This is a genomic window from Amycolatopsis sp. GM8 (assembly GCF_021653975.1).
Taxonomy (GTDB): domain Bacteria; phylum Actinomycetota; class Actinomycetes; order Mycobacteriales; family Pseudonocardiaceae; genus Amycolatopsis_E.
On record NZ_JAJKFK010000003.1, the window covers coordinates 908,534 to 921,779 of the forward strand.

Below are 13,246 nucleotides of genomic sequence, written 5' to 3' on the forward strand. Positions count from 1 at the left end.
TCCCCTGACGACCGACGGAGAGACGATGAAGACTCGCGCCGCTGTACTGACCGGCTACCACACCCCCTTCGACATCCGGGAGATCGAACTCGACGAACCCGGCCCGAACGAAGTCCTGCTGAAGGTTTCGGCCGCCGGACTCTGCCACTCCGACCTGCACATGATCGACGGCGACAACGTCGTCCGGTTCCCGATCGTCGGCGGGCACGAAGCCGCCGGGATCGTGGAGCGGGTCGGCCCGGGCGTCACCCGGGTCGCCGAAGGCGACCACGTCGTGTGCAGCTTCATTCCCAGCTGCGGCAAGTGCCGCTATTGCTCGACTGGGAAACAGAACCTGTGCAACATGGGCGCCACGATCCTCGAAGGCAGCATGCCCGACGGGACGTTCCGGATGCACGACGCCGAGCTCGGCGACATAGGCGCGTTCTGCATGCTCGGCGCCTTCTCCGAATACGCCACCGTCTCGGAGTTGTCGTGCGTCAAGGTCGACGATTGGCTGCCACTGGACAAGGCGGTGCTCGTCGGCTGCGGCGTCCCGACCGGCTACGGCAGTGCGGTCAATGCGGGCGAAGTCCGGCCGGGCGACACCACCGTGATCTACGGCATCGGCGGCGTCGGCATCAACGCCGTCCAGGGCGCGGTGCACGCCGGGGCGAAGAACGTCATCGTCGTCGACCCGGTCGCGTTCAAACGGGACACCGCACTGGAATTCGGTGCCACGCATGCGTTCGCGACCGCCGAGGAGGCCGCCGCCGCGGTGCGTGAGCTGACCTGGGGCGAGGGCGCGGACCAGGCCATCTGCGTGGTCGGGGTGATGACCGAACAGGTCATCGCCGACGCGTTCGCCGTCATCGGCAAGGGCAGCACCGTGGTGGTCACAGGGGTGGCGAACCCGGAGAACCTGACCGTGCACGTGTCCGGTTCGGACCTCGTGTTCAACCAGAAGACCATCAAGGGCACGCTGTTCGGCTCGTCGAACCCGCAGTACGACATCGTCAAGATGCTGCGCATGTACGACGCCGGGCAGCTCAAGCTCGACGAGCTGATCACCGCGCGCTACACCCTGGACGAGATCAACGAGGGTTACCAGGACCTGCGCGACGGCAAGATCATCCGCGGCATCATCGACTACTCGAAGTGACCCCCCTGGTGTGGCCGGAGGGGGCCGGCCACACCACGACTCCTCCACTGGAGCCCACCGATGCGCTCTCCATCCACCGTTGTCGTGGCCACCCTCATCGGCAACTTCACCGAATGGTTCGACTTCGCGGTCTACGGCGCCCTCGCCGTGACCCTCGGCCGCGTGTTCTTCCCCGGCGGCGACCCGGTCGTGTCCCTGCTGGCCTCCCTGGCCGTGTTCGGGATCGCGTTCGTGTTCCGTCCCCTCGGCGGCGCCCTGCTCGGCTCGCTCGGCGACCGCCGGGGCCGCCGGACCGCCCTGTCTGCCGCGGTCGTCGGGATCAGCGGCGCCACCACCTTGATCGGCGTGCTGCCCTCCTATGCGGCGATCGGGTTCTGGGCGCCCCTGCTGCTGGTCCTGCTTCGCTGCGTGCAGGGCCTGTCCGCGGGCGGCGAGTGGACCGGCGCGTCCGCGTTCCTCGCCGAGTACGCGCCCCCGGGCCGTCGCGGTTTCCGGGCGAGCCTGATCTCCGCGTCCGGCGGACTGGCCATTGTGGCCGGTACGGGATCGGTGTTGCTGCTGCAAAACCTGCTCACGGCGCCGGAAATGCAGTCGTGGGGCTGGCGGCTGCCGTTCCTGCTCGCCGCACCACTCGGCTTGATCGGCCTCTATCTGCGGCTGCGCCTCGACGAGACCCCGGTGTACCAGCAACTGCGTGAGCGCCACGAGATCGCGGCCACGCCAGTGCGGACTGCGCTCAGAACCGAGCGGTCGACACTACTTCTGGCCTTCGCGTGCGCCTCGGTCACCGGCGTCGGTTTCTATTACCTGGCAACGTATTTCACCACCGCGATGTCGGCCGGAGGCCACCAGAAAGCGGCCCTGACCGTCAGCTCAATCGCCCTGCTGTTCTACGCCGGGCTCTGCCCTGTCGCGGGCGCCCTCTCCGACCGGATCGGGCGGCGCCGCGTCTACGTCGGCGGGGCGCTCGCCCACGCCGTGCTGGCCGTCCCGGTGCTGCTGCTGGTCGGCTCCGGCCAACCGGGCCTGGCCCTATTGGGCATGTGCCTGTTCGCGATTCCGCAGGCCGGACTCAACGTCATGTCGTCGATCGTGCTCGTGGAACTCTTCCCCGCCCGCACCCGTTCCAGTGGCTCGGCGCTGGCCTACAGCCTCGGCGTCGGCCCGATCGCGGGCACCGCCCCGCTGGTCGCCGCCGCGCTCGCGGCCGCTACGCACACCCCCGTCGCACCGGCCCTCTATCTCGCCGCCATCGCCCTCGTCGTCGGGCTCCTGCTGGCCTGGCGACTGCCCGAGACCGCCAGCCGATCGCTGACCGAGTCCACCGGCTCCCCCGCAGCGTCACCCACACACTGACGCCTCGCCTTCCCGACCCGGTACTGCCGGGCACTTCTTCCTGCTCTCCTCCCGGAGGCCCACCATGTCCAGCGACACCCACATCCTCGCCCGCCTCGAACGGCTCCCGATGGGCCGGCCACAGCTCGGCATCCTCTTCGCGGGCGGCCTCGGCCACCTCTTCGAAGCACTCGACATCGTGATCATCGGTTTCATGCTGCCGCACCTGAAAACGGAATTCGGGCTGAGCAACGGCCAGATCGGGTTGATCGGCGGCGCCGCACCGGTCGGCATGATCGTCGGCGCCCTGTTCGCCGGCATGATCGGCGACCGTTTCGGCCGCAAGAAGGTCATGCTCTACGCGCTGCTGCTGTTCTGTGCGGCGTCCATCGGGCTGGCGTTCGCGAACGGGTTCGCGTTCATCATCGCGGTGCGGATCATCGGCGGTCTCGGCGCGGGTGCCGAGGCGGCGATCGTCTCGCCCTATATCTCCGAGTTCGCCACCGGGCACAGCCGCGGCCGGTTCGTCAGCGGCGTCACGCTGTTCTTCTCGCTCGGCAACGTCATCGCCGCGGTACTGGGCTCGTTCGTCGTCCCGCTGCACGACGGCTGGCGCATCACCGCCGTGCTCTGCGGGCTGCCCGTCCTGGTGCTCCTGTGGTGGCGGCGATCGCTGCCCGAGTCGCCACGCTGGCTGCTCGCCCAGGGCCGCGTCGCCGACGCGGACGCCGTCGTGCGTCGTCTAGAGGAGCGCGTGATCGCGGCACGGCACGGGGCCGCGCTGCCGCCCGTTCCGCCGGACACCGCCGTCGCGCCGGCCGCACCGCCGGTGTCCCGGTCGCCGCTCGAGGTGTGGCGCAACGGGCTCGCCCGCGTGTCGGTGGCCACCTGGCTGGGCTCGTTCGTGTTCCTGTTCGCCTTCTTCGGGTTCTTCACCTGGATGCCGTCACTGTTCCTCGAAATCGGCATCGATCCGGGGGTCGCCGCCACCTACAGCTTCCTGCTGTTCGTCGCCCAGCCCATCGGGTATCTGACCGCGATCTTCGTCAGCGACCGGTTCGAGCGGCGCACCCTGCTGGTGACGTTCTTCGGCTTCGCGACGGTGGCGTCGCTCGCGCTGGGCATCGTGCCGCGGGACAGCATCGCGCTGCTGTTCATCGGCATGGCGCTGTCCATCTGCATCACGTGCATCTCCGGCATCGTGTTCCCCTATTGCTCCGAGGTCTACCCGACCGCGATCCGCGCGACGGGAGCCGGGCTCGCCTCCACCGCGGGCAACGCCGGTGGGCTCGCCGCCCCGGTCGTCATCGGATTCGCCTTCGGCACCATCGGTTTCGGCGGCGTCTTCGCCGTCATGGCAGCACTGCTGGCGGCCGGCGCGATCGTGATCCGCGTCCTCGGCCCGCGCGTCACCGGTAAGACCCTCGAACAGGTCTATGCCGACGAAATCACCCGTCCCGTGGTGTCCCCGACAGGAGAAGTCCATGCAGGACAGTGACATTCTCGACCGCGGTGCCGGTCCCGCTCTCGTGTTCAGCCATGGCACGCTGCTGGACCGCACCATGTTCGACCCGCAGATCGCGGCGTTGAGCGACCGCTACCGGACGATCGCCTACACCAGCCGGGCGGGCACGTCCCGGTACGGCACGGAACGGTGCCTGGACGACCTGGTCTCCGACTGCCTCGACGTGGCCGACGGCGCGGGCGTCGACCGGTTCGTGCTCGTCGGCATGTCGGTGGGCGGGTTCATGGGTATCGAACTCGCGCTGAAGCACCCCGAACGGCTCGCGGGTCTCGTGCTCGTGTCGTCCATGGCGGATGCCTACAGCGCCGAGGAACGGGTGCGGTTCGGGGAATTGCTCGAACCGATGGACACCGAGGAGCCGATCCCGGCGGAGTTCGCCGCGGCATTCATCCCGGTGATCTTCGGTCCGCGCACGATCGAAGAGGACCCGGCGCACGTCCAGCGCTGGGTGAGCAAGTGGCGCGCCCGCCCGTCCCGGTCCGTGTGGGGCGAGTACCGGTCGTGGATCGACCGTACGGACCGGCTCACCCGGCTCGCCGAAATCACGGTGCCCACGCTGATCATCCACGCCGAAGACGACGGTGGCATCCCGATTGCCCGCGCTGAAGCCATGCACGCGTGCATGCCTCGCTCGACGTTCGTGCGCGTCCCGGACAGCGGACATCTTGTCACTGAAGAACAACCGCTGGCCGTGAACCGGGCATTGCTGGGCTTCGTAGATGGGATCGCACCATGGTGAACCACGAACTGGACGGGCAGATCGCGATCGTGACCGGTGGCGCACGCGGAATCGGTGCCGCGATCGTGCGTGCCCTCGCCGGGGCGGGCGCGTCCACGGTGATCGCCGGTGGCCGTGACACCGACGGGAAAACGCTTGCCGTCGAACTCGGGGACCGCACGGTCTACGAACCCCACGACGTCGGCTGTGAGCAGTCCTGGGACACGCTCATCCAGCGCACGACCGATCTGTTGGGCCCGCCCACGATCCTGGTCAACAACGCCGGGGTCTACCGCCCGGGCGCCGACGTCACGGAAACGACGCTGGAGAACTTCGACGAGCACTACCGCGTCAACCAGCGCGGCCCGTTCCTGGGTATGCGGGCGGCCGCGGGGGCGATGAAAGCCTGCGGCGGCGGGACGATCGTGAACATCTCGTCGATCGCGTCGCACCGCCCGTACCCCAACCAGATCGCCTACTCCACGACCAAATGGGCGGTCCGCGGCATGACGAAATGCGCTGCCGTCGAACTCGGGGCGTACAACATCCGCGTCAACTCGGTACACCCGGGCTTCATCGACACCACCATGCTCGACGCCATCACCGACGAGTGGAACGCCCAGGTCATCGCCGCCACCCCGCTGGGACGCCGGGGCCTGGCCGGCGAGGTAGCGGCGACGGTGCTGTTCCTGGTCTCCCCCACCGGCGCCTTCATCACCGGCGCCGAGTTCGTCGTGGACGGCGGCCTGGCTTCTTAGCCGGTGTTGGTGCGTCGGCATCTTCTGCGGCAGTGATCATCTCGGGTGCGTGGCTGCCCTACTGTCTGATGAGAGGAGGACTTTGAACCACAGGAGTAGTGGCGGACCCCGACATCCGTGCTCCACCAACCCCACGCCAGGGTCGCGTCCGCCGGTGGGCCTGACTCGTCTGGGACCGCCACGAGACGCACCACTGGGTCCGTCTTGTCGGCAGTCTCGCTTGTCTCGGCGGTCTCGGTGCTGATCTCACTCGCGGTCTCGTCGCGATGCCGCGTCAGTGCGCGGTTGAGCAGTTCGACCGGGTTTCCGGCGGCGTTGTACCTGGGCGAACAGGCCGGTCGCGAGCAGGGCCATCAGCCCCGGGAGCCAGTACTGCCACGCCTGGGACAGCCCGGCGAAGGCCGCGGTCGTCTGGGTCACCTGAAGCAGCACCACGCCGGACAGGACACCGAGGAAACTCCCCCGTCCGCCGAAGATCGACGCGCCGCCGAGGACCACCGCGGTGATGCTGGTGAGCGTGTAGGAGGTGCCGGCGGTCGGGTCGCCGATCCCGGTCTGCGCCGCCAGCAGGAAAGCACCGAGCAGCGTGCACCCGGCGCTGGCCACATAGGACAGTACGTACACCCGGGCGACCGGGATGCCCCGCTTGTGCGCTGCTTTGTCGTCGGAACCCGTGCCACGCAAGAACAATCCGGTGACACTGCGCCGCGAAGCGAGTTCGAACAGCACCAGGAGCACGACTCCGGCGAGCACGGGCCACGGCACCGGGCCGACCTCGGCCTTCAGGAACGAGGTCACCGGCTCGGCGATCGGACCGCCGGGCACAGCACGCAGGAACAGCGAAAGACCTTGCAGTCCCATGAACGTCACCAGCGTCGCGACCACCGGCGTGACCCGGGCGAACTTCACCAGGCCGCCGTTGAGCAGCCCGACCCCGACGGCCACCAGCACCATCAGGACCGCCCCGAAGATCCACCAGATCACCGCGTAATCGTCACCGATGTAGAACGAGCCCACGACCACCAGCGCGCCGCACAACGGCCCGACGGACAGGTCGATCCCTCCCGTCAGCATCACGATCAGCTGCCCGGCCGAGAGGAACAGCAGCGGGCCGGCCAGCTCCAGCATGCTCGAGATGTTGAACCCGGAGAGGAACCGGCTGTTCTGCCCGGCGCCGACGGCCAGCAACACGAGGATCGCGGTGAGCAGGAACACGCTCGGCCCCTGCTCACCCGAAAGGAACCGTCGCCGGCGGCGGGCCGGTTTCGCGGCCTGCTTTTCTTGCGTGACAACCGATCCGGTCAACGACGCCGCGGTGATCGCGTCGTCGGTGATCTCGTCACCGGTCAGTTCCGCGACCACCTGCCCCTTCGAGAAGACCAGCACCCGGTCGCACAGGCCGGCGAGCTCCACGTTGTCGGAGCTGAGCACCACCACCGGCACCCCGCCCTCGGCCGTTTCCCGTAGCCGGTGGTAGATGTCGGACCGAACGCCGACATCGATGCCCTGGGTGGGTTCGTCGCACAGCAGCACCTTGGGGTCCGACAGCAGTGCCCGGCCGAGCACCACCTTCTGCTGGTTGCCGCCGGACAGCGTCTCGACGGCTACGTCCGGGGACGCGAGCTTGATCCCGAGCGCGGCGACCTCGCGGTGCACGAGCTGTTCTTCCCGCCGCGCCGCGATCACACCGGCGCGCGACGTCACGCCCGTCGCCGCGACCGTCAGGTTTTCCCGTACCGAATGGACAGTCGCGACACCTTCCACGTGCCGCTCCTGGGGCATCAGGACGACACCTGAGTCGCGCGCCCGCCGCGGGCTCGACAGGTCGACCGGCCGGCCTTCGATCGTCACCCGCCCCCGTGCCGGCGCGGCGCCGCCCAGCGACCGGAGAAACTCCCGCTGCCCGTTGCCCTCGACGCCGGCGAGCCCGAGGATCTCCCGCCGTGCCAAGGCGACGCTCACCCCGCCGAGGCGGTCGGAGGTCAGATCCTGCGCCTGCAGCACGGTCTCACCCGGATCGCTCGCGCGATCCGGGAACAGCGCGGTGACCTCCCGGCCGGCGACGCGCGTGATGATCTCCTGCTCGGTCACGTCGGACCGGTTGAAGGTCCCGCGCACCTCGCCGTCCCGCAGCACCGTGATGCGGTCGGCGAGGGCGAACACGTCGGGCAGCCGGTGGCTGATGTAGACGACGGCGACGCCCCGGGCGGCCAGCTCGCGGATGTGCTCGAACAGCCGGTCGGTCTCGGCGGCCATGAACGGCTCGGTCGGCTCGTCGAAGATCACCACCCGCGGATCGCAGGCGAGTGCACCGCAGATCTCGACCGCCTGCTTCTCGGCGAGAGTCAGCTCACGGACCGGGACCGCCGGATCGATCGGCATGCCCATCGCCCGCAGCCGCTGCTCCGCCCACCGCGCTGCCGCACCGAAGCTCGGGCGTTTCGCGGCGGGCACCGAGAGCATGAGGTTCTCGGTCACCGTCAGGTCGGGCAGCAGCGCCGGATGCTGGAACGCGATCGCGAGACCGTGTTCACGGGCGGCCACTGGCGACAGCTCGGTCAGCGGACGTCCCGCGATCTCGACCGTCCCGCGGTCCGGCTTCTGTGCTCCCGAAGCGACCGCCATCAGGGTCGACTTGCCGGCGCCGTTGCCGCCGACGAGGGCATGGATCTCACCGGCGTGTGCTTCGAAGTCCACGCCGTCCAGCGCGAGGACACCGGGAAACCGTTTGGTGACCCCGCGCAGCACCAGCTGGGCACTCGATTCAGGCATCGTGAAAGTCCTCTTAGTTGTAGATGCTCTTGAACTTTTCGGGCGTCAGCTGTCCCGACAGGATCGCGCTGGCGGGCAGTGTGGTGTCACACCTGGGCTGCTTGGCGCTGTCGAAGCTGTCCTCGTAGACCGGGATGTTGATGATGTCCGGTTCGTTGTCCGCGATGCCTTCCTTGGCGGCGACGGCCTTGCGCAGCGCGAGGCGCACCAGCCAGGTCCGGCTCGACACGGTCACGATGCCGAAATCCGGTTGCTGAGCGTGGATCTGCTGCCACTGGCAGGCGAACCCGTTGTTGTCGTTCGCCGTCCACAGTGGAAGCTTGCGGCCGGCCGCGGTGAACGCCCGCAGGCCGCCGACCGAACCGTCACCCGAGTCGGAGATGATCGCGTCGATCTTGGGGTACTTGGTCAGCAGGCCCGCGACGACCCGTTGCGTCTGCGCCGGGTTCCAGTCGGTGTCGACGGGAGTGCCCGGCTCGTTGAGCAGCTTGGCGTTCTTGCACGCCGGGTTGCTCGCGAACTCGTCCTCGACGCCCTTGATCTCCGTGGTGCTCTGGGTGTTGCCCGGCGTGCCGCCGAGGAACAGCACGTTGCCGCCCGCCTCGCCCAGGTGCTGGCATGTCCAGCGCGCCCAGGTGTGCCCGTCGTTGATCGTGTTGTGGCCGACGAAGGTCGTGTAGTCGGTGCCCGGCGTGCCGCCCGGGTTCGCCGTCCACGGCACGACCGCGACCCCGGCCTGGTGCGCCTCCCGCAGTGTCGGCAGGAGCGCCTGCCCGGCGTCGGGGAACACGACGATCGCGTCCGCGCCCTGCGCGACGAGCGCCTTGATGTCACTGATCGCCTTCTGCGTGTTGTTCTGTGCGTCGGAGTACGGCATCACCGTCAGGTTCGGGCATTTGCCGGCCTCGTCCTCGAACTCCGCACGCGCGGTCTTGCGCCAGGCGTTGTCCCCCGTGCCATCGGCCAGCGCGACCTTCAACGGTTTCGTGCCACAGAACTCGGTGATCGACTTCAGCTGCGAGACCTCGCCGATCCGGCCCTTGTCGCTGTAGACCTGGTCGACGTTCGACGAGGTACCACCGCCTTTCGGGCTCGCGCAACCAGCGGCGGCGAGCGCGACGGCGATCATCGAGCCGGCGGCCAGCGCGCGGCGTCGGGTGTTGACCATGGTGACTCCAATTTCCGGGGGACTACTGGACAGGACGGGACGGGCGGAGCCGCCGGACGAGCGCGCCGAACGGCACCCGGCGAGCCACGACGGCCAGTGCGAGCACGGCCGCCTGCACGAGCAACTGGATCGACGTCGGCGCGCCGGCGGCGAGCACGACCTGGTTGAGCTGGGTCAGGAAGACCGCCGCGACGCCGGTCGCGACCGCGCTGCTCACCCCGCCGGTCAGGAGGCTTCCCCCGAGCACGACGGCGGCGATGGTCGAGAGCTGGTAGCTGTTGCCGAGCAGGATGTCGGGGGTGCGCAGGTAGGCCGCCAGCAGCAGCCCCGCGACGGCGTACAGCAGCCCGGCGATGGCGTACGCGGCGATCCGGTAGCCCTCGGCGCGGATTCCGAGCAGCCGGGCCGCCGCCGGGTTCGCCCCGACACTCACGAACCGCCGTCCCGCGACCGTCCGCCGCCGCAGCCACTGGGTCAGCCCGACCAGGATGACGGCGATGATCAGCAGGTTGGGCACGCCCAGCACGGAACCGGTCGCGAACGCGCTCACGGCCGGGTTCGCGGACGCGGGGAACCCGTTCGAGATATGCAGCACGAACCCGATGAGGATCGCGTTCATCGCGAGCGTCACGACGAACGCGGCGATCCGCAACCGCACGACGAGCACGCCGACCACTCCGCCGGCGGCCGCACCGGCGAGCAGCCCGAGTACCGCCGACACCGCCAGCGGGAGCCCGGTCAGCGCCGGCACCTTGGTCGCGAACAGGGCGGCCAGCGCCATCGCACCCGGCACCGAAAGGTCGATCCCGCCTTGGGTGATCACGAAAGCCTCGCCGAGCGCGGCGAGCACCAGGATCGCGGCGAACGGCAACATCGAGCTGAGCGCGGAGCCGGAGAGGCTCCCGGGCGCGAGCACCGGGCTGACCGCGAACAGCGCCGCGGTCATCACCCACACCGGGACGAACGGCCCGCGCGGCAGCAGCCTCGGCCGTTGCCCGGCCCGTTGCCGGGGTTCGCGGAGGTCGACCGACATCGACGTGTCCTTTCTGTTGCGCCGTAAGGGATTCACTGGGCGGTGTAACCGCCGTCGACGGCCACGTCGGCACCGGTGAGGAAGCTCGCCTGCGGGCTGAGCAGGAACGTGACGACCGAGGAGACCTCGGCCACCTCGGCCACCCGCCGCAGCGGATGCGCGGCCACGAGCGCACGTTCCGCGGCGGCCGGATCCTCTTGCGCAGCGAGGTAGGTCCGCAGCTGTTCGGTGCGCACGGAACCAGGGCTCACCACGTTGCAGCGCACGTCGTACGGCGCGTAGTCGACCGCGATCTGCCGGCTCAGCTGGCGCACCGCGCCTTTCGACGCGCAGTACGCCGGCTGGTTCGCCAGCCCGACCCGGCCGGAGATCGACGAGACGTTGACGATCGCGCCGCCCGAGCCCTGGGTGACCATCGCGCGGACCACGTGCTTGCAGGCCAGGAAGGTGCCGGTCGCGTTCACGTCGAGCACCCGGGTCCAGTCCGCCAGCGTGGTCTCGGTCAGCGGGCGGGCGCTCATCGTCGCCGCACACGTGACGAGGCCGTCGATCCGGCCCCAGGCGGCCACCGCCGCGGCCACGGCCCCCTCGACCGCGACCTCGTCGGTCACGTCCGCGCCGTGGGCGCGGGCCTGGTGCCCCTGGGCACGCAACTCGTCCGCGAGCCGCTCGGCTTCGCCGGCGCTCCGGTCGACCAGCAGCACGGGCCTGCCCGTGGCGGCGACCGCGCGGGCGACCGCCGCACCGATCCCACCGGCCGCGCCGGTGACCATGACCGCGTTCCGCATCGCATGTTCCCTACGTCGTTGTTCACCGCTGACCTGCGGCGATGACATGCCGAATGCCGACGAGAGTGGCATGCGATATGTAGCATGTCAAGACTTCTATTGATATGTTGCATACAACGTGCCACTATCATTTCAACAGGAAGGGCGGTGGAACGGGACTTGAACCGGACAGACGGAACAGTGCGCATCGCGGTCGCTCAGCTCCCTTCGGCGGGGCCGGATCTCGACGCCAACCTCGCCGCGACGGTCGGCGCGATCGAACAGGCGAAGGGCGAGGATCTGATCGTCTTCCCGGAGTGCACGCTCAGCGGGTACCTGATCGACTCGCGCGCGGCCGCCGAACAGGTGGCGATCGGGTTGGGCGACCCGCGGATCGCGCGTCTGGTGGACGCCTGCCGCGCGGCTTCGGTCTTCGCCGTGGTCGGGTTCCTGGAGTCCGACAGCGGCGAGCTCTACAACTGCGCGGCCACGCTCGGACCGGATGGCGTGCTCGGCACGTATCGCAAGCAACACCTGCCGTACCTGGGCGCCGACCGGTTCGTCTCCCCCGGCCGCGATGGCGCGCCCCGGGTGGTCGAGACACCGGTCGGGAACGTCGGCGTGATGATCTGCTTCGATCTCCGCTTTCCCGAATCGGCGCGGGTTCTCGCACTCGAAGGCGCGGACGTCATCGCGATGCCCACGGCGTGGACGCTGCGCGCCACCTTCCTCGCCGAGCACGTGACCCGCGTGCGGGCACTGGAAAATCTCGTCTATCTCGCGGTGTCCGACCGGACCGGCAGTGAGAACGGCACGGAGTTCCTTGGGCAGAGCCAGATCGTGTCTCCGTCCGGCGAGGTGCTGCTGAACGCCGGGAAGGATTCGGGGGTGTTCGGCAGCGAAGTGGACATTTCCCGGGCACGGGACAAGAAACTGGTTTTCGCGGCGGGCGAGTACGAACTGGAAATCTTCGCGGAACGCAAACCGGCTCAGTATGCGGCGATCACCGAGGAGGACACGAGTCGTGTGCGGACCTGAACTGATCACCGAGGCCACCCGGCGGAAGATCGCCGCGTATGCCGCCGAATTCCGGAAAGTGAGCAGGAGCCCGTTCGGGCCGGACGACGAGATCGGCATGCTCAACCTGCTGTCCGCGGACCGGGCGCGCGAGGTCGTCCGCCGCGCCGACGGCGGCTCGGCGATTGACCTGTCCGTCGACCTGTTCATGGGCATGCCGTCGTGGGTCAAAGCCGGTGACCCGCCATTCCAGCAGTGGATGACCCACACACCGGCCGGCACGATCGTCGACGATCTGACCGGCGCCGGGCCGGCACAGAACCAGCTGGTGTCCTATTCCGGTGACGCGGTGTCGATGTACACGCACACCGGAACGCATATCGACACGCTCAACCATTTCGGCTACCACGGAGAGATCTGGAACGGGTTCGCCGCCGCTCAGCATCTGAGTTCCCGGCACTGGACCAAATGCGGCGCCGACAAGATCCCGCCCATCATCGGCCGCGGCGTGCTGTTCGACGTGGCCGCACTGCACGGCGTGGACATGCTGCCCGGGAACTACGGGATCGGTGCTGACGATCTGCGGGAGACCCTGCGAAAACAGGGCACCACATTCTTCCCCGGCGACATCGCGCTGGTCCGGACCGGCCGGATGACCCAGTGGCCGGACCCGATGCGCTACATCGACAACAGCCCTGGCCTGAACCTGTCCGGGGCGCGGTTCCTGGCCGAGGCGGGCGCCGCCGTGATCGCGGGCGACAACTCCGCGCTCGAGCAGATGCCCGCCCAGGACCCGGAGAACTGGCAAGTGGTCCATACCTATCTGCTCGGCGAAGCCGGGGTGCCGATCATGGAGCTCGTCGACTGCGAGCAACTGGCGGCCGAGTCGCTGTACGAGTTCGCGTTCATCGGCGCCGGCCTGAAGATCCGCGGCGCGACCGGGGCCCCGATGCGCCCGCTCGCGATGCCGCTGTCCCAGTGACCAACCCACTGACCAACCTGCGAGTGAGGC

Annotated in this window: 11 protein-coding genes; 7 read left to right on the plus strand and 4 right to left on the minus strand. The window is 69.0% G+C overall.

What is annotated here, in order from left to right; translation table 11 throughout:
* Window positions 1-25: 25 nt before the first annotated feature.
* The 5 genes from LOZ83_RS17705 (at window position 26) to LOZ83_RS17725 (ending at window position 5,477) form a co-directional block, all read left to right on the plus strand.
* Complete coding sequence (locus tag LOZ83_RS17705; protein WP_236791875.1) at window positions 26-1,141, plus strand: NDMA-dependent alcohol dehydrogenase; 1,116 nt, start codon at window positions 26-28, stop codon at window positions 1,139-1,141.
* 60 nt (window positions 1,142-1,201) lie between these two features.
* Window positions 1,202-2,497: an MFS transporter gene (locus LOZ83_RS17710; RefSeq protein ID WP_236791876.1), complete on the plus strand. Its 1,296-nt coding sequence runs from the start codon at window positions 1,202-1,204 to the stop codon at window positions 2,495-2,497.
* Between the two features lie 64 nt (window positions 2,498-2,561).
* Window positions 2,562-3,974 carry an MFS transporter gene (locus LOZ83_RS17715; protein ID WP_236791877.1) on the plus strand — a complete coding sequence of 471 codons (1,413 nt, stop codon included), beginning with the start codon at window positions 2,562-2,564 and terminating at the stop codon, window positions 3,972-3,974.
* Complete coding sequence (locus LOZ83_RS17720) at window positions 3,961-4,740, plus strand: alpha/beta fold hydrolase (protein WP_236791878.1); 780 nt, start codon at window positions 3,961-3,963, stop codon at window positions 4,738-4,740. The genes LOZ83_RS17715 and LOZ83_RS17720 overlap by 14 nt, the downstream gene beginning before the upstream one ends.
* Window positions 4,734-5,477, plus strand: coding sequence for an SDR family NAD(P)-dependent oxidoreductase (locus LOZ83_RS17725; RefSeq protein ID WP_236791879.1), 744 nt, complete (start codon window positions 4,734-4,736; stop codon window positions 5,475-5,477). The genes LOZ83_RS17720 and LOZ83_RS17725 overlap by 7 nt, the downstream gene beginning before the upstream one ends.
* A gap of 246 nt (window positions 5,478-5,723) precedes the next feature.
* On the opposite strand, the gene LOZ83_RS17730 is transcribed toward LOZ83_RS17725, so the two are convergent.
* From LOZ83_RS17730 to LOZ83_RS17745, 4 genes are read right to left on the minus strand one after another with little or no spacing between them, the layout of a single operon-like run.
* Window positions 5,724-8,249 carry an ATP-binding cassette domain-containing protein gene (locus LOZ83_RS17730; RefSeq protein ID WP_236791880.1) on the minus strand — a complete coding sequence of 842 codons (2,526 nt, stop codon included), beginning with the start codon at window positions 8,247-8,249 and terminating at the stop codon, window positions 5,724-5,726.
* A gap of 13 nt (window positions 8,250-8,262) precedes the next feature.
* On the minus strand, window positions 8,263-9,417 hold the full coding sequence (locus tag LOZ83_RS17735) for a substrate-binding domain-containing protein (protein WP_236791881.1): 1,155 nt from the start codon (window positions 9,415-9,417) through the stop codon (window positions 8,263-8,265).
* Window positions 9,418-9,439: 22 nt separating this feature from the next.
* Window positions 9,440-10,450 carry an ABC transporter permease gene (locus LOZ83_RS17740; RefSeq protein ID WP_236791882.1) on the minus strand — a complete coding sequence of 337 codons (1,011 nt, stop codon included), beginning with the start codon at window positions 10,448-10,450 and terminating at the stop codon, window positions 9,440-9,442.
* 32 nt (window positions 10,451-10,482) lie between these two features.
* Entirely contained in the window at window positions 10,483-11,238 is a 756-nt protein-coding gene (locus tag LOZ83_RS17745; protein ID WP_236791883.1) for an SDR family NAD(P)-dependent oxidoreductase, read from the minus strand.
* 147 nt (window positions 11,239-11,385) lie between these two features.
* On the opposite strand from LOZ83_RS17745, the gene LOZ83_RS17750 reads away from it, so the two are divergent.
* Window positions 11,386-12,255: a carbon-nitrogen hydrolase family protein gene (locus tag LOZ83_RS17750; RefSeq protein WP_236791884.1), complete on the plus strand. Its 870-nt coding sequence runs from the start codon at window positions 11,386-11,388 to the stop codon at window positions 12,253-12,255.
* Window positions 12,242-13,216 (plus strand): cyclase family protein, encoded by a 975-nt coding sequence (locus LOZ83_RS17755; RefSeq protein WP_236791885.1) that lies wholly within the window; start codon window positions 12,242-12,244, stop codon window positions 13,214-13,216. The genes LOZ83_RS17750 and LOZ83_RS17755 overlap by 14 nt, the downstream gene beginning before the upstream one ends.
* Window positions 13,217-13,246 lie beyond the last annotated feature (30 nt).